The organism is Anaerobacillus sp. 63XJN7_4_ISO-PGPR-S23-413 (assembly GCF_056173725.1).
Genome location: NZ_CM149688.1, coordinates 1,887,826 through 1,911,954, shown reverse-complemented (window position 1 = coordinate 1,911,954; position 24,129 = coordinate 1,887,826). Strand labels below are relative to the sequence as shown.

Sequence of the window (24,129 nt, the reverse complement as noted above, 5' to 3'; positions counted from 1 at the left end):
GCATCGATCTATTTCTCTAATCTCCAATATCTTTCCTGATCTTTTCTTATTGTGTAGCTCTCTTCATCAAGTCGCTCAAGAATCGGCACCAGATATTTACGGCTAACATTCAGAATGTCTTTAGCTTGTTGAAGAGTGAAGGATTTATCAGTGCCTTCCTTTAAATCTCGCACAACGCGACTCCAATTTTCTTTGTGAACATATAAGTCATCTGTTAATTTTACCGCGATTTCCTCTTCTAATAAGAATTTCTTCAATTCAGCTTGATGGGAATCTGGGATTTGTTGATCCTCGATCAAGCGATCGATCGGTGAAACATTCACACCCTGTTCAAGTAACTTCTTGAACACTTGGGTCATACGTGTTTTCCAGGCATCAGGCATCGTGGGTTCAAAACCAGTCATTGATAAGAATGGCCCTGTTTGCAACATATCTTCTTTCAGCTCTGCTTGAAGGACAATTTCAATTACTTTTTTAGGATAAGTTTTTTTCAAATCTTGAACGACCTCCGCCTTGCGTGGTCCTTTTCGCATCGGAAAGTGATCATGATAGCCCTGTACAAAGTTGTGAATGGCTTCAACGATCCGAGTTAAAACGTCTTTAGATGTAACCCCATTGTCGATACTTACAATTTCCGGATCATCAATAAGCTGTTGAAAGGATTTTTCATTTAAACCAATTTGCTGCATCACCTGTTCTTTTGATAATAGGTGCTCTTGTTCAAGAATCTGAACAAGTTGTTCGACTGGCGTTCCTTTCAACATCTGCTCAAATTTCGCAATTGTCTCTGAGCCAAATTTGTATTTTTCTCCCGCAACATTTAAGATGCTTCCTCCACCAATCGTCTCAACCGGGGAAGGGCGTCTAAGGATGACGCGGTCTCCTTTCTTTGCTGTAACGGGATCATGTAAACGAAGCTGACAAAATAGATCTTCTCGGTCTCCAGGCTCAAGAGTGTTGCGATCAAAAAACACAATCGTCCCACGTACTTCAGCAGTACCAATATGAACCGTTACTTCTGATCGCTGTTTCAAGTCATACGACATCGTGAGCGCTTTGGTGAATGAAAGGTCGATGGTAGTTGAAACTGCATAGTGATTAGAATTAACAATCACCTGTCCTCTCGACAATTCTTGCTTATTAGGTCCTGCTAGATTAACTGCTACCCTCTGGCCAGCAAAAGCCCTTTCCACTTTCTGACTGTGTGTCTGGACTTGTCTTACTCTAGCAGCTACACGGTCTGGCAACAGTGTAACGAGTTCTCCTTCTTGAATTTCCCCATCAAAGATCGTGCCTCTCGCAATGGTTCCGTGACCTTGTAGCGTGAAAATCTGATCAATCGGTAACCTTAGCGCTCCTCCTTTATTTCTCGAAGGAACATCTTTTAAAAAGGCACGAATACTCTCTTTCAACTCCTCAATACCTCGCCCACTCTTGCCATCGACGAAATGAAGCGGTGATCCTTCAAATCCAGTGCCCTTTATGTATTCAAGGATATCCTCCTTAACAAGATGAAGCATCTCATCGTCAACCATGTCTGCTTTAGTAATCGCAATAATCGATCGTTCAATCCCAAGCAACGATAAAATTTCCAAATGCTCTCTCGTCTGAGGCATAACCCCTTCATCCGCCGCTACGACTGGAACAACAAGGTCTATTCCTGCAACACCCGCGATCATTTGACGAATGAACCGTTCATGGCCCGGAACATCAATAATTGATACTTTCATGTCATCAGATAAATGAAAAGGAGCAAAACCTGGTTCAATTGAAATGTTTCGTTCTTTTTCCTCCTTCAAACGATCTGTATCGATTCCTGTTAACGCTCCAGTCAACGTTGTTTTTCCATGGTCAATGTGTCCAGCTAGACCAATTGTATAATAGTTCACTTTCACACCCGCCAATCAACTGTCATCATTTATTAACCTTAATAAATGTCGTAACAGGATGCAAATTTAAACCATTGCTTTCTTAAAATCACCGTTTCATTTTCCATTCACTTATGTATATATATTCACCTATGTATAGCTAAAAAGTTATGCACAGCTATCCACAGACAAAACTGTTACACCGGCTTTTCACCACTGTACCACCCAAGCATCTGTTATAGTTCGTTATAGAAAACTGTTTCATTTGAACAATTTGTCGAAATCACGAATAATGGGAAAAGATACGCTTTTTGTCGATTCATCTGATTTTTCCGTATTAATCTATACTTTCGAAATTGTTTAGACCTTTTTCGACAAATGTCTTTGATGAAAATCTGCACAAACACATTTAAGTAAAACTTTACTTGGTGTTTTACTTAAAGTTTTCTTAGAATAATCTTATTGAGCACATGTGTTGAATTAATCAATTTTTTCCGTTACTATATTAGCGTAGTACTTTTTATATGGGACTGGTTGTACGTCTGGTGAGTGCCACGGTCTTCAAAACCGCCTGGGAGGCGCGTGCCGTCTTCGGTGGGTTCGATTCCCACACAGTCCCGCCATTCTTTAAACTTTGATCATTTGCAAGATAATGGCCGTTCCTTCAATCGGCGCATCTTCGGTCAAAAGTATTAAGATCCCCTCATCTACTTTATAATTCATTTCAGGTTGCAGCACTGCATTTATAAATAGATTCATGAAGGAAACGTCCTTACTCGATAAAATTTGATGATTACCATATCCTTTTACGGCGTCTTTGTCTGTAAAGGTTTTTTGATATCCATTTGCAATAGCAAAGTATTCGTAAACTCGCACTTTCGCCGGAAGCTTCGCTCTGAATGGTTTCGAATTTATAATAGGTAGCATAATTTTAGGATTGTTACAGCGATCGGTTCTCCTCTTATTCATCACTAGACCCCCTCCTCTCTTTACACAACGCACAATTTTTTACTAACGAATTAAAACAAATGTTTGTCCCCTTACATAATATTGTTATGAGCATATTATAAAACGACAGGAGGTGAACGAATGGCCTTACAAATCATGAAAATTGTAGCTAACGTGACGACTACTGTTGCGACCACTCCTGATACCCAACGTTTTTTCTATAACACAACTAGCTTAATTATTGGCGCAACCACTCTAACAATTGATGCGGCAGATTTCTTTGATGATACAGGAGCCGCGGTAACAACTTTACCTACACTAAATACAGACAATAGCTACTTTAACGTATATGTAAATGGTGTCTTACAAATGCAGGACCTCTCAACTTATACACCAGGAGCTACAGGTGTCGGAGAGTTAGCATTTGACGTTCCTGCCGCTACGTCCCTATTATTAAACACCCCTATCGTCGTCGAAGTAGTCAACTTCACACCTTCATCATCGTCTACGATAGAAACGTAACTCCCCTACCCTCTTGATTAAAAAGCGCTTTCGGCGTATAATGTGACCGTATTCATACAGTTTATATTATGATGCCATGAGGTGAGTGCGTTGGCAGGATGGTTTCAATGGTTTATCGTTGGATGGACAGTGATCTTAATTTCACTAATTGCAATTGGTGGATTCTTTATGTTTCGGAAGTTTCTCAAGCGCCTTCCAAAAGAAGATGGCAAGTCAACTCTTGACTGGCAAGAGCACTACATTGAACAAACGAAGCATATGTGGAGCAGTGATCAAAAAAAGTTATTAGACGAACTAGTCGCCCCTGTGCCTGAATTGTTTCGAGATATTGCTAAGTATAAGATTGCAGGAACAATTGGCGAGCTTGCGTTAAAAGAAAAAGCGAAAGATATGTCTCAAGACTTAATAATTCGAGGGTATATTATCGCTACTCCAAAACGAGATCACAAATGGCTCGTGAAAAAATTAAATGAAAAGCGAATTGATATGAGCCCCTATCATCATTTGCTTCAATAAAAAAACTCGTTTAGCAGATGCTAAACGAGTTTTTTTAAAGTAATGTTTGATGAAGTCGACCACTGTGTCCTCGGCTTCGTTCCGTTTTCTTAAATTGATAATACATCGAAATTCTCCATGGAACGATCATACCAAATGCTAATACGAAGAAAAGCGAGCTTGTTTGAAGCACAGGAATTGACTCGCCAATGATTAGTTTAAAAACGATTCTTACTAGAAGTAAGCCGATCAAAATAAACGCAAAAGCTTTTGAACGTGTTAAATAAATTTGATCATCTTTAATTTCAAACTTAGACGTCCGAATCAATAACAACGAAAAAGCCGCTCCAACTGATAGCGCTTCAATCGCTTCGTACCACGGAACCCTTGCATCCGGAACAACGAACATCAAAAAACCAGTTGCCATAAAAAAGGGCGGAAGTATTATTTTCCTTATTGTTGCAGGTTTCTTTGAAGCTTTCAACCTGATTACTACCATCGCAAGAGCCATCATAGCTCCAACAACTGTACTTAAAATCAGCATATACTCATCCCTCACCTATACCGTACTACCCATCATTTCCATTGTATGTGGAAGAGACAAAAAATACAAGCGCATGAAAAAAAGAACGGTGCACAACCGTTCTTTTCACATTAACCATTTACTTTTGAAAGTTCTTCTTCGCCTTCATCTGCCGCAATGCTTAGGATAATCGTCATCGTAACACCGACAACCGTAAAATAAACACCTAGGTCAAATAACATTGCTGTCGCGAGGTGAGAATGACCGAGAATCGGAAGCTCAAAGTACGCGTCTGTCTGACTCAAGAACGGCTGTCCAAAAAGAAAGGAACCGACGCCAGTGAGAACAGCAATCAGAAGACCGATCGGAATAAAGTTCTTAAAATCAATGCGGATGACCTTATTCATGGTTTTAAAGCCATAAGAGATATAAAGAAGCACCAGAGCACCCGCCGACATAAGTCCTCCGATGAAACCTCCACCAGGTGCATTATGACCAGCGAAGAATAAGTATATTGAAAATCCTAGAATAATAAAGACGATAATCGTAGTCGTCGTTTTAAGTATAAGGTCATTTGTCCCCTTCACACTTCTACACCCTTTCTTTATTAAAATCCTTGAAATCCACCAAACAGGTTATTTACAAGGAACGATGTAAACATTGTCATAAAGTTAAAGTAAAGCAAGATTCCCATTACAATCATTAAGTACCCGCCAGCCTTCATGATGAACCGGCTATTTTTCTTAATCCAGTGCATTCGACCGATAAAAAAGGACAGAATGAAAAATGGAACAGAAAAACCAAGCGTATAAGCTACCATGTACATGAAGCCAGCTCCAGGGTTTGAAACACCCAACGCAATAACCGCAGCTAAAATCGGCCCTGTACAAGGTGTCCAACCTGCCGCAAAACCCATCCCAATTAAAATCGATCCAACAAAGCCAGATGGGCGGTTTCGAATTTTTAACCTGCGATCTTTCATTAGAAAGTTCGGTGTCCAAAAACCTACTACTACAAGTCCAAATACCACAATCAAAATGGCTCCAACTTGACGAAGCAGCTCTTTGTACTGAATAAATAAATTTCCAACGAGCGATGTTGACATCCCTAATACGAGGAAAATAATTGAAAACCCTATTAAAAAGAAGATCGTATGAAGAATTGCCCTTTTCTGCATCATTCCTCGTTCTTCTTTCAAGTCGTCAACGGATACCCCAGTGATATAAGAAATAAACGCTGGATAAAGCGGTAGCACACACGGTGAGATGAACGATAAAAAGCCGGCTCCGAACGCTAAAAACAAGTTCAAATCTGCCATTAAATTACTCCCTGTCTAATGCATGATCTTATCATGTGCATGTCGTTACCATTTCAACCTCTATTGTAAACGATTTATCTTATTCAAACTATGAACATTCCATAACTATTTTTCTTCAGAGAAAAATTCTTCAAGCGTAACGCCCGCTTCATGAACATCAGAAGCCGCTTCCTTGCCCACATACCGAACGTGCCATGGCTCATACTGATAGCCAGTGATATCTTCTTTTCCTTTTAAGTAACGAACAACAAAGCCATATTCATGCGCATGCTCTGCTACCCACTTACCTTCTGGCGTATTGCCAAATTCTTCGGTAAGAGAGCTTCCTAGAGAAGGCGTGCTAATATCCATCGTTAATCCCGTCTGATGTTCACTCTGCCCCGCCTGAGCGCTAACCTGGTTCGCTACTTCTTCTCCACGCTGTTCAGCATTATAAGCAAAAATAGCTTCCTGTCGCTCATAGGAGCGGTAGCCAGAGACAGCTTTTAATTCAAATCCATCTTTCTTTGCACCGGCAAACATTTTTTCAAGCGCTGTAGCCGCTTCCTTGACCATTAACCTTTTAGGATCATCTTTTGGTGCGTATGAAGAAACATCCGGTTCCACAAGATTTTGGGGCACAAAGTCTGAAGGTAGATTTCGCTCTTTATTTGCCACAACATAAATACTGTCTGGATTCGTTACAGTTAAATTCTCTCCATTTTTCTCAACTGTTTCAGCCATCGTTGGATACGCTGCTGATTTATCCTTTTTGGCCTCATCGCTTTGATCGCTTTCTTCATCTTCTTTCTTGCTGCTATCATTTTGCTTGTTATTGTTTTGGTTTCCATCATTATTTTCAATACTATTCGAGGAGCCGTTATTCGTCTGTCCATCATTCTGTGACTGATTCTCTGTCTGGTTAGACGTTTGCTCGTCATCTCCCGCCTGGCATCCGGCTAAAAGCGCGAACGAAAGACCTGTTGCTACTACTAAATTTTTCATTGTCATGTGAACACTTCCTGATTTTTTATAGTCTAATCTATCATACCATCACACCAATTAGACCCGTCAACCAAAATTACTCCATACAAAAAGCACTCTGTTACCAGAGTGCTCAATAAGCTATTTATCGTTGTTTGTCATTTGACTATTCATAGCCTTCATCATCTGATTAATCTTCTTCTGAGAAGGTTTTTGCCCCATTTGCATCATCATTACACGAAGCATATTTTCATTAATAGGGGGATTCTTCTTTAAATAGTCCATCATATATTTGCGGGCAATAAAAAAGCCAAGTGCTACTCCAGCAATCAACGCTAGCACGCCCACAAGCGTGTACATCCACCACATTCTAGATTTCCTCCTTATTCTTTCTCTTCCAATAGTGTACTACAACCCTTAATGATTATACAATAACGTCTATTAAAATAGTAGGAGTTTATTCAAACTAGTTTCTGTTGTTTAATCGGGTTAAGCCACCCGTATCGACCGGATTGGAAGTCAATCGCAAAGAACGAAGGAGTTAATTTTCGTATCACTTCAAAAAAGACTGTTTCAGCCTCGTTTGATCCGCTAGCATATATATTTATCTTCTCACTTCTTACAAATAAAGATGCATCACTTTTAGATTGTTTAATACACAATCGATGCCCTTCATTTTTATATTCATACGTGCGAAAGCCACCCAATTCATTGACCAAACTGGTATTTAGTTCTTCTTCTTCCACAGGCTCTGTAATAAAGGCTACCTGTTTTTCTAGAAGCTCTTTCTGATCAGCCTGTATGGCCCGCTTCCTTTCGAGGAAAAGTTGATACAACAGATGCTCCTTACCAGCATATTGTTCTGTAATGTGCTGCTTAACGAAGTACATTTCGTAATGCCTCATATAACTCCCCCTCCCCAAGAATCCACTCATATAAAAGAAAGTATAAATGAGTTCTCATAAAATGATTGTCTATACATGGAGGCTAGCCTTCACTAGTTTTGTCGAAATCAAAAAGACCTGTACTATAACATATATGTTATAGTACAGGTCTTTAGAATGCTATGCCATACTCGGCAGGTCACAAAGAACACCGCCGGATCTCTCATCATAATCAAGCTTCATTCGATCAACAAACCATTGATCGTCCGGTCGAACGAAGTACGTAACTCCTCCAATTTCTTGCTTATAATCATCATATGAAGGCTTATCAGACATGACCCCAAGAGAAAAACCTCCGCTGTCTCCACTCCCTGCGTAGCGTACGAATAACCTCAAGCAATCACCGTTACCAAGTTCCATTTCATTTTTGTAAAACTCAGCTGCAGAATCAGTTACAACAAACATCATATCCGCCCTCTCCGTTTTGTATTAGTACATCTTGTTATAGTACAGTATAACGAATATTTGAAAAATTGCAACCATAAAAATAGCCTAATTTTGCTTTTCGCAAAATTAGGCTATTTTCTACTGAAGAAAGCGACGGTTTTTCTTGCTTTCCTTAAGCTTTTCAGGTGTTACATCTGTGCCTTCTTCATCCACAACTTTTATAGAATGAAGTTGGTTTTTGAAAGAAGAACGGAAATTTGCTAAATATTCCTTACGTAGCTTTTTCTGTTCTTTTTTCTCATCTTCTGTTAATGATGACTCTTTTGCTTTACGAGATAGCTCGTTAATTCTTTGGAGTTTATCTTCAAAAGGCATGTAAAATAGCTCCTTTACTGAAACTTGTATCTCACATGCTAACGCATGTTTTGAACATAGACAAGTTTAGTGCTTCTCGTTCTGCTCGTCAACATATTCCTGATAACGTCTATGTACCGTTGCTTTCGAAGCGTGATGTCCAAATCCTTTAAGCGTTGCAGCTATCTCATTAAACGTAAGACCACGGTTTCGAAGATTAACAATTTCTTCGATTGGAACTTCCACCCGCTCACGCCCACCTTGATTTTGATGGCTGAGGTTTCGCTGTGGTCGATAGCCTTCTTTAACCGCCTTCTCCATTCCACGTTTAATTTTCAGATTATGAAGCTTGCGCTGAAATTCTTCAACGATACTAACGATCTCAAGAACCATCGAATCAGATTCCGACAATTGAAGTTCTCCGTTTTGATTCACTGTATAAATCGTCCCTCCATATTTATGGACGGCATGTAGAAGAGCGATCTTTGCATTCCCTCTCCCAAGTCTTGTTTCATCTTGAATGAGCAATGCCTCAACATGCCCCTCTTTCAATAAGTCAAGCACCTCGAGTATGCCATCACGATCAATGTCATACCCGCTGTGCTTTTCTTCAATCAAGCGCTGTATAATAAAACCTGACTGTGATGCAAATCGTTGTAGTTCTTCTTTTTGCCTGGCAAGAGAAGACTCCTGTGCTTCTTTCTTTGTGCTTACCCGACAATAAATAACGGCGTTCATACTTTATTCTTTACCCCCAAGTGCGGTAGCGTTCGCTTCAACAGGGATGATGAGAGTATCTCCTGCTGTAATTCGGTTTGCATCAATGCTATTCACTTCTTCAACCCAACTGACGAACTTCCGATCAGACAACTCATGCGCAGTACGGTATTCTTCCGCAATTTCTAAAACAGTATCTCCCTGCTCCAATTGTACCGTTGTATAACGATCATACTCCTCAGCTGCAGCTGTTCGCAAAGATAGAAACACAATAATTAACACAGCTACAAAAGATATAATGACAAGAAAATCAACTCCAGACAAGCCCCCAGCTTGCTTTCTCATCCCAATCACCCCATATGCGAATATTTGTTCTGTTTTTAGTATATCAGAACCTCTGTTCGTGTCAACTAATTTCTTCGAACTTATGTTTGTATGCGAACAAAAATTCTGGTATACTACTAACAAATAGATAGATTGGAACGAGGTGCCAGATATTATGAAACTATCAAAGCGTCAGCAGGACATTCTGGACTTTATTAAAGTCGAAGTTAAGCAAAAGGGTTATCCACCCTCCGTTAGAGAAATTGGCGAAGCTGTTGGACTTGCTTCAAGCTCCACTGTCCATGGCCACCTGGCAAGACTCGAGAAAAAAGGGTATATCAGACGAGACCCAACAAAACCAAGAGCCATCGAAGTGCTTGGTCTTGATGAAACGATCGATATTCCTCGTCAACATACTGTAAACGTTCCCGTCATTGGTAAAGTAACTGCTGGTCAACCGATCACTGCCATTGAAAATGTAGAAGAATACTTCCCGCTTCCAGAACAGTTTGCACAGGATGAAGAACATACCTTTATTCTAGTGATTGAAGGGGATAGTATGATCGAAGCTGGTATTTATAACGGTGATATGGTTATTGTGAAGCAACAACCAACTGCAAATAACGGTGATATTGTTGTCGCGATGACAGATGAAGCTGAAGCAACTGTTAAACGATTCTTTAAAGAAAGCAACTACTTCCGACTTCAACCGGAAAACTCATCGATGGAACCGATCATTCTTGATTCCGTTTCTATTCTTGGTAAAGTAATTGGGGTCTTTCGCTCCATTCACTAGAAGCGCTGCGTGCGCTTCTTTTTTTATGTTATATAAGCTTTCTGGGCTATATCAATACGAGCTTCTTCTCTTCTTTTATTTATTAACCCCTCCGTCTGTGTAAATGATCGCAGTTTGAAGAGCATAGGGGTGTAGCTTTACATTACAACCAACCTCACCTACCTACTTTTAACTCTTAAAGGCTATACAAAACCGCCCTTCATTTAAATAAAGGGCGGTTTTGTATACTTCTAACATAATTCTTAAACGGTTACTTTTCAGCAGCCTCTGAAGCCGCTATAACTAATTCAACTGTTTGATCTACTGTCGCCTGACGGAACTTTTGGAACTCATCAGTGATATAAACGGAAGGATCTTCAGGATAGTACTCCTGAGCGGCTACGTGAAGGTGTCCACCCGGAATATCATAAGCTCCTATCCCAATTCGCACGCGATTGGATCGGTACTGACTTTCATTCGATAAGTAGCTTCCGCCTCCTCCTTTACGAGCTTTTGATCCTTCAGTCGGACCCCCTTCATGGCACTCATACGGTTTATCACGATATTCTGGTGCGAGCCATTCGCATACTTCATCGCCTCTTTCTACCGGCCATGGTCCAGTATTGGCTGCAATCATTTCCTTGTAAGGAAGCGTTGTTTCAATAAATTCCGGTAGTTTTTCAGGCATCGGCCAATTGCTCACTGTCGGAATAACTTCTGAGCGATCTTCAAGAGTGTTTCCAACCCCTGTGCGCCATCTCCCGGCAAACCCTTCGATGGTCATAGCTTTTGGACCACCTTGACTGATTGTCATCATGAGATCCACCTGCTCTTTACTATTAACCAGGTAAGGTCCAAAAGTATCTTCAACGATTCCTTCATCAAAATCATCCCATCGTACCGGAAAATTCGTTGCTTGAATAAAAGCTGGACCTTCTTCCGTCAAAACGACTTTCCCATCCATCTGAAGCGCTGCAGCGCCAGAAGGGTTTGATCTCCTAAATTCCTGTTCTAAACGGTATGGATCAAATCCGCTTACTAAAATACGCTTAACTTTCTTCCCTTTTGGAAAATCAATAGAAGTAATTCCCCTTGACGTGTACTCTAGTTTCTTCATCAGTTCTTCTTGCTTTTTCTCCGTTACTGTATATGAAGGTTCCCATTGCCTGAGGGCAGCAGTCATATGTAATCGAGTCCAATAAAGCGGGCGATCATCATAACGATCTAGTTCCCCTAAATCATTTCGTTCTCCCTGAGCTCGAGCAACAGCCGTCTCCCACAGCTTCTCACCATGCTTTTCGATCACTTTCTCTGCTTTTTTTACACTTTTCGCTTTGCACAAATCCTCCTTAAATTCATCCGCAAAAACTGTAAACTCCGCCTTATCCATAATTTGCTGTGGGATTGGGGCACCGTCTTCCATTCGCTGCTCCTCTGGTGTTAGCGCCGCATCAGTGTTAAAGCAATCACCTTTGGCACTTCCAGTTAACGGTAAGAAACCGAAAGTTAATATCCCTACAATAAAAAGCGCAATTCCATATTTCCATTTCCTGGATTTCATATGTCTTTTTTCCTCCTCTTCTAGTTGAACTATCTTCTATTTTAGAGATATGAGGTTGTATTTTTCAAACTATTACAAGTATTCTGATCAAAAATGAATCATTCGAAGTGGATCATGTATGGATAACATACTTATGTTAAAGAAAACCGTGACGTTTTCTCTGCATCTTTCGACATATAGATAAGCTTACCTATCATTTAATGAACTGCATTTCTAGCCTTTTTCGATTTTTCCAGACTGAATTAATTTGTACTAAAAAGGAGCAAGCTCGCTGATGGAACTTGCCCTACGCCGTAATTTATTATTACTTAATTTATACACGTGTATTTTTTCACTTACCTGTAATTTCATAACAGAAGCCGCTATCCCGATGAGTCACATAATGATGCCAATATGGACAAAAATAAATAGAAGGGTTCCCGTTGACCATATATGAACCTCATTTAGTTTTAAACGTTAATCTCACATAGCGACTACCAAGCGGTTGGTCCAAATAGAAGCCTGTCCCGTCTATTTATTCACTTGCGCCAAAAAGTTGAACAGTCTGCCTTATCATGAATATTGAGTTCGATCATTTTTTTGAGTAAAGAAAAATCAACTGAATTACCCCACGGAATACGCATTAGTTGTTTAGTGTGGTCATAACCAGCAAGTTTCATTTCTTCAGAAAAATGAACAATTCCAGTCTTTTCAGGGGCAACAGCCAAATGATGTTTTGCTACGCTAAAGGCAATAATAAATGTTCCGTGATCTGTAAACATTGGCTGATTCCAGGCAATTTTCGGCACCAGGTTTGGAAATTCATTTTGTACCCAGGTCAAAATTTGTTCCGTTCGCTCTCGGTGCTGCAGGTTCTCTATCTTTGCTAGATATTCTTCAAATACATCCATTTTTAGTCCTCCTATAAAACAAGCAATTGTAGTGATGTACCATATCTCACTGAGATAGTGCCATTACAACTCACTATTCATCACTACTATATCACCTATCATTTGTAGTTTACCCTCTTCAAAAATAATTCCATCGCCGTCATTAGCTGCATAAACAGTTGTTCCTGTTCTCTTAGCGTACTCCCAAACTTTACTCTTATAATCTGAACTCCAGCGATTGTAGTGAGGTAAAAACTCGAAATCGACAAGACCCATAGTTTGGTGCACCGCCTCGCTAGTTTTTTCTGTATACATCTGAAATAGCTTTGTAGATCTACCGAGTTGAACCGCTCCTCCGCTCACCCCAACAAGAATTCCTCCGCGATTATAGAAATCTAAAAGAACATGATCCATATGCCGATGATTAAGAGCCTTACTAAATTCTAGCGGATTACCTGCTGAGAGATGGATTATATCTGAACTCAATAATTCATCTATTTTCATAGGTTCAAATTCACTGTATAAATCGAAAAACATGATATTCTCGATTCCATAGTTTCGATAATAATTCACTTTAGCTCCAAAATAATGCTTTTCTTTATCCTCCGTTGAAGGTATGTAGCTAATCTTTTTGTTTCCCCCACTAAACAGTAATTCATCTAATCTACGGTTGCCGGGTGTTTCATTTACTTGATCGCTATAAAAATACAACTTTCCCATTAATACACCTCATTCATACCCCTATACGCTATAGTCAATTTAAATTCTGTGCGTTTATTAACTCTCACGATATTCATTCCATTCTTTCGCGAGAAGACTATACAGGATGGTGTCATGAAAGTGATCGTACAAATATTCAGCGTCTTTTATGATTCCATCGGGTTTAAAACCAAGACGTCTCGGAATTCCCTGACTTTTTTTATTCTCTATCCCGCACTGTATTTCAATTCGGTTCAATTTGTATACTTCAAATGCCTGGACAATTAGTTCATTAACGGCAGCTGTCATAATCCCCTTACCCTGGAACTTATCTGATAGCCAATAGCCAATACTCGTTTTCTTGTTAGACCAATCGATGCCATGGAATCCTACCACGCCTGCTAATCTTTCATTGTACACAATACCTGCTTGAAATCCATCATGTGAAGAAAACTGTTTTAGCCACATTTCAATCACTGGCATATAATCCTCTTTTTCTTTCATATTGTCCACCCAGGGAAGCCACTCCCTTAAATAATCTCTTGAATGGTCAACCAATTCAAATAGCTCTTGCGCATCTTCCATTTGAAGTAACTTTAAGGAGACCTCTTCATTCACTTTTAAACTAAACATACGATACCCCCACCTTTTCCTTATTCATAAATATATAGAAAGCTAATTAATACCAATTATTTCAAAAAATTTAGAATAATGCCATCTTTTATTCATTCTGTTTCTCAAAAATATTTCTATCTAGCAATCAGTTTGTTTACAATCACCGATAGGGTAGTAAATCTCTATAATTTTAATGAACGTAAAAAAGGATGCTGAGCATGAATACAGCACCCTTCCTTAACAGCAACACCCACCGTCATCCCCGCAACACCGCTGACAAGCTGTTGTAATCACTGAATTACTAGTTGCTACTTTACCGCAGCTATACGTAAGAGTTGCTTCATTAATAATAAAGCACTTACTACCAACACGTATCTTATAGGTAATTACACGGGAATCTCCCGCCGGAATTGGATCTAATGGGAAGCCCACCGCCGGGTCAAAACCTGGTTGGGTAATGCCGTCTATCTTCACCGTATCTGGAATAAACTCTGAACCATCAGAAAGAAGATCCTCAAAAAAAGCATTGTCAGCTTCTACCACGCCATCGTTTGTTATTGTAACGGTGTATGTTAAAACGTCTCCAGCGTAGGAGATTGTTTTACTCACTTCTTTATCCAATTCTAAATCTGCTTCCCCAAAGTCAATCTGGACGCCTAGCGCATTCGGCATATAAAGATCACCTGTGGAACTAAATCGAAATAACGCAGAGGCCTGGTTGTTAGGTAAATAGTTGGTCGCATCCACATTACTGATGTCCCATCCCTGTCTTCCAGCAAATATGTTTGTACCTGGAGTACCTGGTATATGATTGCGGTCTCCATAAGAACCACTAATATCAATGTTTCCTGAATCGTCCGTTATCTGTGAACCAAAGAAATTTAATGCTGGATTACGTGGCCCTGACAGATTCGTTAGCGTAAATGCATCTACCCCAAATTCTGCCTGGTCCCCAGTAATATTCGCGTCACCCTCTTGTGCACTCAAGAGCACTCTTGCTTCTACGTCACCACTAGGTGGAGTTAAAAAACCCGCTATCGGGACGTCAATCGGGTTACCGTTACTTACTTGACCATCTGCACCAACATAAAGGTTCATATTACGGTTATTCAAAGCTGTATTTGCATAGACAACTGCAAGAGTCCACCCCGCATGGTTAACAAACCCTGGAGCATCGACAATCGCTGGCACACTTCCTGCACTATAAGTTCCTGCTCCCGCAGACTGTACTAGGGTGGTCACATCTGCTGAACGCATATAAAAACCGTTAAATTCATTTGCTGTGATAGGATCAGGTGTAATCGGGGTATCACCGATAATCGGAGTAGAAAATAAAATATCATCATCTATTAACCCCGAAAGATCTTCTCCACCACCTAAATACAGTCCTCCCCAAATCAATTCAGCATAGAGCACTGTACTTCCGACAGGTAAGACGAGAACAGCTTGAGATTCATTCTCAGTATAGATTGTCGTTGTGCCTGCTGATCCGACGATTGTTGGTGGTGGAAAGGCATCGACAGTTGAACCACTATCAAGCGTAATAAATGCACCGATTGTACCATCTGTTCCTGCGGTGTTTGGTATATTACTAATTCCACTAAGCCCGAGTGTATTTCCTGTAAATGTTATGGCACCACAGTTATTTGTTGCAAATCGATTTATAAAAGCCATAATCAGTTATCCTTTCTAACAATGTAGTAAACTCGAAGCATGAGAAGCTGAATTCTTCAACTTCTTCAAGTTACCATTTGTTTAATATTTCTTATCTATTGTATGCATCGCGTTAGGACAGGGTGTGCATGCTCGTCTAGTTCGACAATTCATTGTAAATTACACTTCCCTACGTCGATGCCTAAATCCGTCACTACTACATTATGTTATTGCTAGCTATCAGAGGTATTTCACTTTTCTTTAATTTCGATAGACGATCTCTATTGTAAATATAGACGCAGTTTTCTTAGCATCAACTAATCCTACGTTAATATATGAAGATCATGAACATGATGAAACGGCGAATGAGACGGCTTACTCTTATGAAAAAAGCAAAAAACACCTTTGAACTCGTTCATACGAATTCAAACAAGAGGCTGTTTCTCTTAAACTTTTTATGCTGTAACGAGACAAACAACTACTTAATACAGTGAGTTATATGAAGATGACGAGGTAGATGCAATAGTATAAAAGGAAGTTCAAGCCTTGTTAAACAGATTGATTCAAATCGAACGCATTTCTACAACGTTGTAGTTGACAATGTCAGCGTATATAGATCGAAAAAATTACACAGGTATGGCTAGTTGGTTACGAATTCAGTCAGACAAAGAACGTACCCATTTGCTTAAGCTTAGCAGGAAAAGATGGTGTAGTAGAATTAGGCGCTCCCCCTGAGCAATCGACCAATTTTTGAACTCCACTTCAAACGTTCCAACAAGTATTGGAGCACGAACAGAATGTCACTAATTCCTACCGTCAGGCCTATAACTTTATTAAAAAAACCGACCCGCAAACAGCAGTTATTGGACAGGAATTCTTACGAGAACAAATTGATGAAGAAGCACAAGCGCTTACGATCGTAGAGAGATTAAAGTTAGCAGGTGATAATACATCCGCTCTTCTCTTAATTGATCAAGAGCTTGCTCAAAGGCAAGCTGGATAATAATAAAGGCCCGCTGATCACAATGATCAACGGGCTTCCCTTTTCCATATGTAATGAAGCAACGATACAAACTTGCCGTTCAATAAGACTTCACCTTGATCCGTATAGGTATATGTAAAACCATTTTTCGCAAGTACTTTCTGTGAGGCGACATTATCTTGAGTTGTTCTAGCTATAATGCATTGAATGACTTCGAGATTGGTTGTCTTTTCTAATAAAATCTTGAGCGCTTTTGTCGCTATTCCATTGCCGGTATTATCTTCACCAATTCTATAACCAAGCTCGACGCTATTATTGGAGGGATTGGAATCTACTAAATTAATTCTTCCTAAGATCGTGCCATTTTCATCTTTTATAAGATAAAAGGTCGATAAACCCAGAGATTGTTCTGTTACTAATTGTACGAGCTTGTCGTTAAACGTCTCAAATTTATAATAATCCTCACCACGATCTGGGACCATCTTATTGAAATAAATTCTGTTTGCGACTTCAAAGTGAAACAATGATTCCGCATCACTTTCTTGAAGTCTATGTATTTTAACGTCCATCATGTTCTCCCCCCCGCTAAATCAATCATAGTAGAACTTTACCGATCATGAATCAATCCATGCAACGACCAAAATCCTACAAGGACTGAGCCAGTTTAATGTTTTTGGCCTAATGAAGAGTGCGTGACGGTAGATATAAAAAAGTATCGAAAGCATCATCGCCGCTAAAAACGCAATACGAACAACCATCGTTTACACTCTTTCAGTCAAAACAACAGATTAAGCCTTGTTTTCGGTTTTCAAGGAGTACTTAGTGAAATAAGCACCGAGTAAGAGAAAAACCATCATCGCAACCCAGTTGATCATTCCCATGAAATCAAACCAGTAAGCTAAAAGGTTCACGATCGCAATAAGAAAGAGAAACACTGGCGTTAAAGCACTCTTTATACCGGTCAAACCAGCCGCTTTTCTTTTACGAAAAACGATAAATGTAGCTACAATTAAGGCTATAACCGTGATAATTGTTAAGAGAACAGGTGTCATTTGTCCCCTCCTCCTTTTCAACGTGGTGACGCTTTACGTAATATTGGTGTGAGCAGTTTCAAAATAATAAATCCTTTTTATCCTTACCGTTTATTTTAACATATTATTCCACACTCAATTCCAACTACAAGTATAAAAGTTACGTATCTATTAAGTTTAAATCCCTTCTGTATTCATTAGTACAACTCTCCAGCCTTCAGGATCTTCAATCGTTATCCCATTCTCTTTCCAATACACATTTTCAGGTTCTACTTCCCTATGCCCCATTTGATTAAGTCTTTTTGCTACGCTCTTCAGCTCTTCTCCATTTGGAATATAGAAAACGATCAAGTTATCAGTAGTAGGAGCAGGGCAAGGGCTACCTTCTTCATGTGACGTGAACTCTAGCTGATAAGATAGATGAGGTAATCCATATACCACTCCCGTATATCCTGCATGTCCAGTAAATTCAGCCACTCGCTGCAAGCCTAATCCATGTTCATAAAACTGAATAATCTTATTCAATTGATCGGTCGGCCTAGCTATTCGAACTTGCACTGCGTTAAAATCTTGAAATTTCATCGTCGTTCCCTCCAATTTATGATCTCAATAATACAAATAGATATTTGTTATATACTAATATTTTAAAATTTCTTCAGCGTCATAGCAGTGGAATAATGAATGAACTTTTCTACAACTTTAGGATGAAATAAAAGAATTATTCATATAAAAAAGCTGAAGTACCTTAAAGTCAACTTCAGCTTTTATTAAAATTAAATCCGCATTAAACAATTGCAAAACCTTTTCTTATTCTTCAAGATGAATACTTCCCCATCAAGTAACGTTTTGAAAAATACAAGCCTCCAAAGTATAGTGCAAGAGCGATATAGGCCGGTAGCAAGTGAATAAACGTCGTATAGCCAATCATAATGTGTACATAAATTCCTGCTACAAATGCAGGCAATCCTCCTATAAGAAACATCCACCATAGCCAGGCATTCCCCGATTGGAAGCCCCAAAGAGCAGACATTAGCACTAACAATCCAACGCTAATCATCGCTCCTCCGAATCCAGCACGGTCATGGGCGATGACTGAGATCAATCGATCATTGAAGGACTGAATGAGATCCGCTGGCATGCAGATGTATTGTAAATCCGCTGGCACAAAAACCCCTGTCACACCAATTCCTGCAATAATCACTCCACCCAGAACAAATGAAAAGCCAAGCATAACAAAACAAAATTGCCCAATAACGCCTTTACGCCATGCCAGGTCATTCCGACGGTTGCGTGATTTTGGCGTTCTCTTTATACCTTTCGTTTTCACGTATCCTCTAAAGTAAAAGGGTAATAACACAATCCAAAACAGCAAGTGTAACCAGTCGAAGTATCCATAGCCAATGAAAAGCAAGATGCCTAGAAAACCGATAATTGCCGCAATATCAATCGCCTGCTTCGCCCACAGCAAACCGTACTTAACTCCGTTATAAGACAACGTCATATAAACAATCCCACCAGAAATCATCGTTCCTGCTAACGTCATTCGGTCATGTGCCATAAACCATAAGAGTCGTTCATTAAAGAGAAACAGCTCCTCACGAGTTAGCTGCATAAACCTTTCATCATATGGTAAAACGATCGAAGTAAGACTTAACATTAAAGCAATCATGCCACCGATCATGATGAATAATCCAAACAAAAAGTAGTCTTTCCATCCACGACTTTCTTCTTGTAAAACGCTGTCGTTCATCGCTTCATAAATTCTCTTAGGCAACCCTGGCCCAGCTTCGACATATTCACCAGATAGGAACAACAAATCAGCACCGTGATTCACTAGCTGTAGAGCATCATCAGGTTCCTTCACTCCACCCACGGTCACCAATCGTAATGAAGGATATTCTTTTTGACAATAGGCAATCGCTTCCTTATGTATCGCAAGGTTTGCCAACGTATCCAAACCTTGCACTTCATCAATCACAACACCCGTTATGTATGGAGAAATAGAATCCAAGTCAGCCTTTTCAATTTGATTACCTGGCACTCGAACATAAATGCTTTTCCATTCTCGAATGGACCTCAGCACTTCCATATGAGTAAAATCGATTTCGTTATAATCAATTTCATAAACACCGTTATAAGGTTTTAAAGCTCTAGCAATCTCAATTAACTCAACGTTTGTACCGCTTAACTGGAACATAGCGGGCTGAACCAACTTGGCTTGATCTAACCGTTGAAGCGTCTTTGCAAGACCCGCTCTCTCTCCCTGTTCAGAAAAAGCAATACTTCCATTCTGAAGCCTCGTTGGTTTCGTGTATTCTTCAAATGGCTCCTTCGTAATCGGACCAATTTCAATACAGCCAAACCCTAAATGACTAAATCCTTTTAAACCAGAGAGTCTGGGATCAATTTTGCCTGATAGCCCCACACAGCCTGGAAAAGTAATGTCTTCGATCTTAACCATCAGCTCATCCGCTACCTCTTCTCTTCCTAAAAAATGAATGAGATGCTGTCCACCTGGAAGTGAAGCGATACGATTCATGGACTGATGAATAAACTCTCTTGAAGCTTCGGGACTCCATTTTGATAGAAAAGGTTTAAACATGACATGGTAGGACCAGTCCGGCATATAATCACCCCTTCTAGTTTACATAATTTAATTATAGTTTACTAATTTGCTAAATAATGTGTGTGCTGAGTCGTAGTCGTTTCCATTAGTTTATTTTTTTTATAATAAATCAGTCATTAACAGAATGAAAAGTATAACCGCTGTAACAATGTATGTATTGGCTATTTTTTTATTTTGTTCTTCTTCTCTTATTTTTTCGATTCCAAACAGCAGAAACATGACAAACAAAAATGAGATAAAGACTTGACTAGAAATCGCGTTAGGCAAAATAAAAAAATGAGTAAAAGCCATTCCTATTGCTACGAATGCCAACAATAAATTCACTTTTCGTAAATGAGTCAAAGAAATCACGCCTTTCTAATGCATCGTTCTTTAACTAAATAGCGGGACTGTTTTTCTTGTTTATTTGAAGGAACTAGGAATTTCTCATTCCTTTTCGATCACCGTTAAACAGAAATAGAAAAAAGACTGCGCGCATACACGCCACAATCAAATTTACTCAAGCTTCCACTTCTTCATAAGGTCATATTTTAACTCTTTCATCGTTTCTTTTCTTCTAGCAACTCGATAATTCTATCGAGCTTGTCCTCAACATTTTTCGTTCGCTTATGATTAACTTTTGAATTAATCAGCAGCCGTCTTATAAATAATACGAAAGATCCTACAGTAATGCCCATCAATATGATTGTCATCATAAAGATCAACAAGGAAGGTCCATTATCCAAACTACCACTACTCCATTCTTTGATATTCTTAGATGAGATACAATGTGCTTCTACCTTATCTTCCAATTCTAATCTTTATCCTACTTACTTACCCAATATTTAAAGCTAGGCTCTCATTAACTTCTTCAAGAGGAAGAGCTTTCACGCTCATTTAGGTACTTTTGATAAGCTTCTTTCACTTTATCTCTTTCTGGGGTAATCTTAGAAACTCTGTGATGGATGTCATGAAGGAGATACAGTCCACGGAAAAGGCAACCAGCAACGATGCCAAACGCTACAATTCCACCTACTAGTGGCCCAGTCATCATCAAAATGAACCCTAAAATAGAGGCTAAAAAGATCGATAATAGTAAATACAAAAAAACCCTCCAATAACTTTTTTCTAACCACTTTCATAATCCCATTCATTTACTATTAAACAATACCATATTTTTACCAACAAACTGCGTCCTTCAAGCATTTTCTTATCAAAATCGCATAAAAAAAAGCGGTTCATCAATGTGCCCAAACCATTTTTGGACAATTTGATTGAACGGCTTTTTCAATATCTTCCATTATCCTTTTTTAACTAAGTAATGAAGCTGTGCAAACTGACCATACTGGCGCACATCGGTTAACTCCAGGTTATGCTTGATCTCACTGTGTTGAAATAGTGGAATTCCTTTTCCAATTAACGCTGGTGCAAGCGAGATAATGAATTCATCAATCAAATTCTTCTCAAGAAACTCATGAACCAATACACTGCCACCGATCAGCCAGACTGTCCCTCCACCCTGCTCATTTAATCTACTCAATAATGAAGAAGGGTCTTCCGATGTAAATGTAACATCGTCTGTGTTTTCTCGTGATTGAGTCGTATACACATAGGAAGCTTTTCCCTCATACGGGTTAACCCCGTTCTCTTGTTCCATTATCCAGTCATATGTACGTCGCCCCATGATGAGTGTGTCAACATCTTTCATGAACTCCCCATAACCCGCGTCACCTTCTGGATCAACTTTAAAAAGCCAGTCGAGTGAGTCATCTTCCGTTGCAACGTAGCCGTCAACGCTAGTTGCGATGTATACGGATACTTTCCGCTTTGGCATTGAATTCCCTCCTATATACTCATTGAAGTGATTTGTTGGAAGATCACTATATCAAATAATGAAAAGACGGCGAATCTCTCTTACTATCTCACATTTAACCTCTAATATGTTGCCTTACTTGAATCATTTCTATTACCCAAGGATAGGCTGCTCCTTATCACTTACAAGATCATTAATCATAAGTCTGTGCTCACTGAAGAGGTTTTCCGGAAGATCACCTAGTGAAAAGAATGCTGTCTCGAACGACTCGTCACTTCCTCGTAGCTTACCTTCAAAATCATGACATCGGAATAGAATTTGAACCGGAGACACCTGATCGCCATTACCAAACGTTTTTTCTTTATCGGGGCCTGAATAGATCCCAAACAGCGACATGTCTTTCAGCACAAGACCCGCCTCTTCAAATACTTCTCGTCTTGCCGTTTCCTGAACCGATTCATTCAAATCCATAAATCCACCTGGCAGTCCCCATGACTCGCTATCAGTGCGAAGCTGTAACAGCAATCGATTCTCATCATCAAAAACCATCGCCCCCGCTACGACCATAATGACTTTCTCAAGACCTACCATAGAACGTAGGTGCTGTATGTAATCCATAACTAACCTCCATAGTTGTTTATGATTATTCTACTGACCTTTTAACTAAGACGGAAAATAGTTATTCAAGTTTAGAATAAAAATGAGAACTAGAATTCCAAAACATATGAAAGGGATCGTCCAATTTACTTTTATGTATTTCATGAAAAAGCGATCCAATAAGAAAAACGAAAAAGCGATAGCCATGGCTCCAAGGCCAAAGAGTGCTCCAGCCCCGATATGAAAGAACGCTGATCCATACACATCTCGTATTCTAGTTCGATCCGATAGAATCGAGGCTAAGACGTCACTTAACAACGAAGCCCAAATGCCATAAATGTAAATAGCTAAAAATATTTCAAGGAACAGATGGTTCACACCATTAAAATATGACATTTCCGGGTAAAACAGCTTTGAAGCAAGCAGTGACAATAACACAATATAAGCAACGCTTACCGCTAACTTTCTTTGATAGATGTTTTGTAGTGCGTGATGTTTTGACATGATTGAATCTCACTTTCATAACACAAGATATCTTTTCTCAATATCAATGATATCCATACAGATGACGATTGTAAATGAATGAGAAGATTTCATGCAGCGCTCAATGAACCGCGAAAAAAAGATGCTAATCATCTTATGAAATGATTAGCATCCCTCTTGAACTAGCCACGCGATTATTTAGAAATCACGCTGGCCTTATATGATGGTTATTTGAATGACTTAACGCCTAAATAATGGTCTTGCCAAAAGTCGTAGCTAAGATCAGTGACTTCCACTCCGCCGCTACCTGCGTGGATAATTTGGTTGTCGCCGATATAGATTCCGCTATGTGAAGCTCCTTCTACATCATAAGTGCCTTCAAAAAAGACAACATCCCCGATCGCTGGAGACTCTACTTCTGTCCCGTCATATTTCCACATATCACGTTCCGTTCTTGATAAGTCGACTCCAGCTTCGTTAAACACATATTGGATGAACCCACTGCTGTCAAACCCGTCTGGAGTCGTGCCGCCCCATACATATGGTGTTCCAATTAAGCTTTCCGCAATGGAAACCACTTCGGATTCGGAAACGGACTCAGTAGGAGCGTCATCTGACGTTTCAGTCGCTTCGGATTCACTTGAGGATAGTGCACCCATAACCTCAGGTCCAGCTATACCGTCTACAGTAAGTCCCTCGTCTTCTTGAAATTCTTCAACGGCATCTTCTGTGATCTGACCATAAATACCATCCAAGTTATATGAATAATAACCGAGAGATTCCAGTTCTGTTTGTAGTGCCGTAACAGCCTCGCCACGGTCCCCGCTCAGAACGTTAATTGATGATGAACTAACAGAATCGCTTTGCTTCACATCATTTGAGTCGACCTTAGCAAATGCCCCTTCACTTAAGACCGGAGAAAAAACCATCGCGGCCACCAAAGTAGATGAAGCAATATATTTTCGTGCGGTTAATCTAGATTTGTTCATGTAAATTCCTCCTACCGATTCTAGCTGAAGTTTAGCAACTTGATAGATAAATAAAAATTAAAGATATGTAACTGCTAGCAACCTATATGCCGTG

The 24,129-nt window shown here is 39.6% G+C and carries 31 protein-coding genes, 1 tRNA gene and 1 pseudogene; 5 read left to right on the top strand and 28 right to left on the bottom strand.

Annotated elements, in window-relative coordinates:
* Nucleotides 1–8: 8 nt before the first annotated feature.
* A complete protein-coding gene (gene selB, locus AC0VYO_RS10310; RefSeq protein WP_475368952.1) occupies nt 9–1,889 on the bottom strand; it encodes a selenocysteine-specific translation elongation factor in 1,881 nt (626 codons plus the stop codon).
* A gap of 505 nt (nt 1,890–2,394) precedes the next feature.
* Between selB and AC0VYO_RS10305 the strand changes: the two genes are divergently transcribed.
* Nucleotides 2,395–2,491, top strand: a tRNA-Sec gene (locus AC0VYO_RS10305).
* 4 nt (nt 2,492–2,495) lie between these two features.
* On the opposite strand, the gene AC0VYO_RS10300 is transcribed toward AC0VYO_RS10305, so the two are convergent.
* On the bottom strand, nt 2,496–2,837 hold the full coding sequence (locus AC0VYO_RS10300) for a DUF4183 domain-containing protein (protein ID WP_475368951.1): 342 nt from the start codon (nt 2,835–2,837) through the stop codon (nt 2,496–2,498).
* Nucleotides 2,838–2,957: 120 nt separating this feature from the next.
* Between AC0VYO_RS10300 and AC0VYO_RS10295 the strand changes: the two genes are divergently transcribed.
* A complete protein-coding gene (locus AC0VYO_RS10295) occupies nt 2,958–3,338 on the top strand; it encodes a DUF4183 domain-containing protein (protein ID WP_475367317.1) in 381 nt (126 codons plus the stop codon).
* 90 nt (nt 3,339–3,428) lie between these two features.
* Complete coding sequence (locus AC0VYO_RS10290; protein WP_404682171.1) at nt 3,429–3,854, top strand: DUF2621 domain-containing protein; 426 nt, start codon at nt 3,429–3,431, stop codon at nt 3,852–3,854.
* Between the two features lie 34 nt (nt 3,855–3,888).
* Here the strand turns inward: AC0VYO_RS10290 and AC0VYO_RS10285 are convergent, their stop codons facing one another.
* From AC0VYO_RS10285 to yneA, 10 genes are all read right to left on the bottom strand, one after another.
* A complete protein-coding gene (locus AC0VYO_RS10285) occupies nt 3,889–4,377 on the bottom strand; it encodes a CcdC family protein (protein ID WP_194221505.1) in 489 nt (162 codons plus the stop codon).
* 110 nt (nt 4,378–4,487) lie between these two features.
* Nucleotides 4,488–4,943 carry a Na(+)/H(+) antiporter subunit B gene (locus AC0VYO_RS10280; RefSeq protein WP_430242511.1) on the bottom strand — a complete coding sequence of 152 codons (456 nt, stop codon included), beginning with the start codon at nt 4,941–4,943 and terminating at the stop codon, nt 4,488–4,490.
* Between the two features lie 20 nt (nt 4,944–4,963).
* A complete protein-coding gene (locus AC0VYO_RS10275; protein WP_226612931.1) occupies nt 4,964–5,674 on the bottom strand; it encodes a cytochrome c biogenesis protein CcdA in 711 nt (236 codons plus the stop codon).
* 105 nt (nt 5,675–5,779) lie between these two features.
* Nucleotides 5,780–6,664: a M15 family metallopeptidase gene (locus AC0VYO_RS10270; protein ID WP_430242514.1), complete on the bottom strand. Its 885-nt coding sequence runs from the start codon at nt 6,662–6,664 to the stop codon at nt 5,780–5,782.
* Between the two features lie 114 nt (nt 6,665–6,778).
* Nucleotides 6,779–7,006, bottom strand: coding sequence for a YneF family protein (locus tag AC0VYO_RS10265; protein WP_098443499.1), 228 nt, complete (start codon nt 7,004–7,006; stop codon nt 6,779–6,781).
* A gap of 92 nt (nt 7,007–7,098) precedes the next feature.
* Nucleotides 7,099–7,542, bottom strand: a complete 444-nt coding sequence (gene sirA, locus AC0VYO_RS10260) for a sporulation inhibitor of replication protein SirA (protein ID WP_475368950.1) — start codon at nt 7,540–7,542, stop codon at nt 7,099–7,101.
* 159 nt (nt 7,543–7,701) lie between these two features.
* Entirely contained in the window at nt 7,702–7,989 is a 288-nt protein-coding gene (locus AC0VYO_RS10255; RefSeq protein WP_194221500.1) for a HesB/YadR/YfhF family protein, read from the bottom strand.
* 117 nt (nt 7,990–8,106) lie between these two features.
* On the bottom strand, nt 8,107–8,343 hold the full coding sequence (locus AC0VYO_RS10250; protein WP_194221499.1) for a DUF896 domain-containing protein: 237 nt from the start codon (nt 8,341–8,343) through the stop codon (nt 8,107–8,109).
* A 66-nt stretch (nt 8,344–8,409) separates the two neighbouring features.
* Complete coding sequence (locus tag AC0VYO_RS10245; RefSeq protein WP_475368949.1) at nt 8,410–9,060, bottom strand: YneB family resolvase-like protein; 651 nt, start codon at nt 9,058–9,060, stop codon at nt 8,410–8,412.
* 3 nt (nt 9,061–9,063) lie between these two features.
* Nucleotides 9,064–9,384, bottom strand: a complete 321-nt coding sequence (gene yneA, locus AC0VYO_RS10240) for a cell division suppressor protein YneA (protein WP_194221497.1) — start codon at nt 9,382–9,384, stop codon at nt 9,064–9,066.
* 151 nt (nt 9,385–9,535) lie between these two features.
* Between yneA and lexA the strand changes: the two genes are divergently transcribed.
* Entirely contained in the window at nt 9,536–10,159 is a 624-nt protein-coding gene (gene lexA, locus AC0VYO_RS10235) for a transcriptional repressor LexA (protein ID WP_194222291.1), read from the top strand.
* Between the two features lie 250 nt (nt 10,160–10,409).
* On the opposite strand, the gene AC0VYO_RS10230 is transcribed toward lexA, so the two are convergent.
* The 5 genes from AC0VYO_RS10230 to AC0VYO_RS10210 all read right to left on the bottom strand — a co-directional run bounded on the left by AC0VYO_RS10230 (nt 10,410) and on the right by AC0VYO_RS10210 (nt 15,556).
* Entirely contained in the window at nt 10,410–11,699 is a 1,290-nt protein-coding gene (locus AC0VYO_RS10230; RefSeq protein ID WP_475368948.1) for a hypothetical protein, read from the bottom strand.
* A gap of 518 nt (nt 11,700–12,217) precedes the next feature.
* Nucleotides 12,218–12,589 carry an iron chaperone gene (locus AC0VYO_RS10225; RefSeq protein ID WP_475368947.1) on the bottom strand — a complete coding sequence of 124 codons (372 nt, stop codon included), beginning with the start codon at nt 12,587–12,589 and terminating at the stop codon, nt 12,218–12,220.
* Between the two features lie 63 nt (nt 12,590–12,652).
* On the bottom strand, nt 12,653–13,288 hold the full coding sequence (locus AC0VYO_RS10220) for a Type 1 glutamine amidotransferase-like domain-containing protein (protein ID WP_475368946.1): 636 nt from the start codon (nt 13,286–13,288) through the stop codon (nt 12,653–12,655).
* A gap of 57 nt (nt 13,289–13,345) precedes the next feature.
* Nucleotides 13,346–13,900, bottom strand: a complete 555-nt coding sequence (locus AC0VYO_RS10215) for a GNAT family N-acetyltransferase (RefSeq protein WP_430242527.1) — start codon at nt 13,898–13,900, stop codon at nt 13,346–13,348.
* A 219-nt stretch (nt 13,901–14,119) separates the two neighbouring features.
* On the bottom strand, nt 14,120–15,556 hold the full coding sequence (locus tag AC0VYO_RS10210) for a DUF11 domain-containing protein (RefSeq protein ID WP_475368945.1): 1,437 nt from the start codon (nt 15,554–15,556) through the stop codon (nt 14,120–14,122).
* A gap of 525 nt (nt 15,557–16,081) precedes the next feature.
* Between AC0VYO_RS10210 and AC0VYO_RS10205 the strand changes: the two are divergent.
* Nucleotides 16,082–16,538 (top strand): annotated as a pseudogene (locus AC0VYO_RS10205) (ferritin).
* 26 nt (nt 16,539–16,564) lie between these two features.
* Here AC0VYO_RS10205 and AC0VYO_RS10200 read toward each other — a convergent pair.
* From AC0VYO_RS10200 to AC0VYO_RS10150, 11 genes are all read right to left on the bottom strand, one after another.
* Nucleotides 16,565–17,089, bottom strand: a complete 525-nt coding sequence (locus tag AC0VYO_RS10200) for a GNAT family N-acetyltransferase (protein WP_475368944.1) — start codon at nt 17,087–17,089, stop codon at nt 16,565–16,567.
* Nucleotides 17,090–17,305: 216 nt separating this feature from the next.
* Nucleotides 17,306–17,569, bottom strand: a complete 264-nt coding sequence (locus AC0VYO_RS10195) for a hypothetical protein (RefSeq protein WP_475368943.1) — start codon at nt 17,567–17,569, stop codon at nt 17,306–17,308.
* A gap of 156 nt (nt 17,570–17,725) precedes the next feature.
* Nucleotides 17,726–18,130: a VOC family protein gene (locus tag AC0VYO_RS10190; protein WP_475368942.1), complete on the bottom strand. Its 405-nt coding sequence runs from the start codon at nt 18,128–18,130 to the stop codon at nt 17,726–17,728.
* 232 nt (nt 18,131–18,362) lie between these two features.
* Complete coding sequence (locus AC0VYO_RS10185; RefSeq protein WP_475368941.1) at nt 18,363–20,174, bottom strand: beta/alpha barrel domain-containing protein; 1,812 nt, start codon at nt 20,172–20,174, stop codon at nt 18,363–18,365.
* Between the two features lie 99 nt (nt 20,175–20,273).
* On the bottom strand, nt 20,274–20,498 hold the full coding sequence (locus AC0VYO_RS10180; protein ID WP_475368940.1) for a hypothetical protein: 225 nt from the start codon (nt 20,496–20,498) through the stop codon (nt 20,274–20,276).
* 215 nt (nt 20,499–20,713) lie between these two features.
* Nucleotides 20,714–20,965 carry a DUF4083 domain-containing protein gene (locus tag AC0VYO_RS10175; protein WP_475368939.1) on the bottom strand — a complete coding sequence of 84 codons (252 nt, stop codon included), beginning with the start codon at nt 20,963–20,965 and terminating at the stop codon, nt 20,714–20,716.
* A gap of 59 nt (nt 20,966–21,024) precedes the next feature.
* Nucleotides 21,025–21,258 (bottom strand): hypothetical protein, encoded by a 234-nt coding sequence (locus tag AC0VYO_RS10170; protein ID WP_303531359.1) that lies wholly within the window; start codon nt 21,256–21,258, stop codon nt 21,025–21,027.
* Between the two features lie 195 nt (nt 21,259–21,453).
* Nucleotides 21,454–21,987, bottom strand: a complete 534-nt coding sequence (locus AC0VYO_RS10165; protein WP_475368938.1) for a dihydrofolate reductase family protein — start codon at nt 21,985–21,987, stop codon at nt 21,454–21,456.
* A gap of 132 nt (nt 21,988–22,119) precedes the next feature.
* Nucleotides 22,120–22,584 carry an NUDIX hydrolase gene (locus AC0VYO_RS10160; RefSeq protein ID WP_475368937.1) on the bottom strand — a complete coding sequence of 155 codons (465 nt, stop codon included), beginning with the start codon at nt 22,582–22,584 and terminating at the stop codon, nt 22,120–22,122.
* 45 nt (nt 22,585–22,629) lie between these two features.
* A complete protein-coding gene (locus AC0VYO_RS10155; protein WP_475368936.1) occupies nt 22,630–23,067 on the bottom strand; it encodes a hypothetical protein in 438 nt (145 codons plus the stop codon).
* 206 nt (nt 23,068–23,273) lie between these two features.
* A complete protein-coding gene (locus tag AC0VYO_RS10150; RefSeq protein ID WP_475368935.1) occupies nt 23,274–24,035 on the bottom strand; it encodes a C40 family peptidase in 762 nt (253 codons plus the stop codon).
* Nucleotides 24,036–24,129 lie beyond the last annotated feature (94 nt).

Coding starts and splice junctions, on each gene's coding strand:
- AC0VYO_RS10300 (WP_475368951.1), bottom strand. CDS start 2,837: ATGAATAAGAGGAGAACCGATCGCTGTAACAATCCTAAAATTATGCTA.
- AC0VYO_RS10295 (WP_475367317.1), top strand. CDS start 2,958: ATGGCCTTACAAATCATGAAAATTGTAGCTAACGTGACGACTACTGTT.
- AC0VYO_RS10285 (WP_194221505.1), bottom strand. CDS start 4,377: ATGCTGATTTTAAGTACAGTTGTTGGAGCTATGATGGCTCTTGCGATG.
- AC0VYO_RS10275 (WP_226612931.1), bottom strand. CDS start 5,674: ATGGCAGATTTGAACTTGTTTTTAGCGTTCGGAGCCGGCTTTTTATCG.
- AC0VYO_RS10270 (WP_430242514.1), bottom strand. CDS start 6,664: ATGACAATGAAAAATTTAGTAGTAGCAACAGGTCTTTCGTTCGCGCTT.
- AC0VYO_RS10265 (WP_098443499.1), bottom strand. CDS start 7,006: ATGTGGTGGATGTACACGCTTGTGGGCGTGCTAGCGTTGATTGCTGGA.
- sirA (WP_475368950.1), bottom strand. CDS start 7,542: ATGAGGCATTACGAAATGTACTTCGTTAAGCAGCACATTACAGAACAA.
- AC0VYO_RS10255 (WP_194221500.1), bottom strand. CDS start 7,989: ATGATGTTTGTTGTAACTGATTCTGCAGCTGAGTTTTACAAAAATGAA.
- AC0VYO_RS10250 (WP_194221499.1), bottom strand. CDS start 8,343: ATGCCTTTTGAAGATAAACTCCAAAGAATTAACGAGCTATCTCGTAAA.
- AC0VYO_RS10245 (WP_475368949.1), bottom strand. CDS start 9,060: ATGAACGCCGTTATTTATTGTCGGGTAAGCACAAAGAAAGAAGCACAG.
- yneA (WP_194221497.1), bottom strand. CDS start 9,384: ATGAGAAAGCAAGCTGGGGGCTTGTCTGGAGTTGATTTTCTTGTCATT.
- AC0VYO_RS10230 (WP_475368948.1), bottom strand. CDS start 11,699: ATGAAATCCAGGAAATGGAAATATGGAATTGCGCTTTTTATTGTAGGG.
- AC0VYO_RS10225 (WP_475368947.1), bottom strand. CDS start 12,589: ATGGATGTATTTGAAGAATATCTAGCAAAGATAGAGAACCTGCAGCAC.
- AC0VYO_RS10220 (WP_475368946.1), bottom strand. CDS start 13,288: ATGGGAAAGTTGTATTTTTATAGCGATCAAGTAAATGAAACACCCGGC.
- AC0VYO_RS10215 (WP_430242527.1), bottom strand. CDS start 13,900: ATGTTTAGTTTAAAAGTGAATGAAGAGGTCTCCTTAAAGTTACTTCAA.
- AC0VYO_RS10210 (WP_475368945.1), bottom strand. CDS start 15,556: ATGGCTTTTATAAATCGATTTGCAACAAATAACTGTGGTGCCATAACA.
- AC0VYO_RS10200 (WP_475368944.1), bottom strand. CDS start 17,089: ATGATGGACGTTAAAATACATAGACTTCAAGAAAGTGATGCGGAATCA.
- AC0VYO_RS10195 (WP_475368943.1), bottom strand. CDS start 17,569: ATGACACCTGTTCTCTTAACAATTATCACGGTTATAGCCTTAATTGTA.
- AC0VYO_RS10190 (WP_475368942.1), bottom strand. CDS start 18,130: ATGAAATTTCAAGATTTTAACGCAGTGCAAGTTCGAATAGCTAGGCCG.
- AC0VYO_RS10185 (WP_475368941.1), bottom strand. CDS start 20,174: ATGCCGGACTGGTCCTACCATGTCATGTTTAAACCTTTTCTATCAAAA.
- AC0VYO_RS10165 (WP_475368938.1), bottom strand. CDS start 21,987: ATGCCAAAGCGGAAAGTATCCGTATACATCGCAACTAGCGTTGACGGC.
- AC0VYO_RS10160 (WP_475368937.1), bottom strand. CDS start 22,584: ATGGATTACATACAGCACCTACGTTCTATGGTAGGTCTTGAGAAAGTC.
- AC0VYO_RS10155 (WP_475368936.1), bottom strand. CDS start 23,067: ATGTCAAAACATCACGCACTACAAAACATCTATCAAAGAAAGTTAGCG.
- AC0VYO_RS10150 (WP_475368935.1), bottom strand. CDS start 24,035: ATGAACAAATCTAGATTAACCGCACGAAAATATATTGCTTCATCTACT.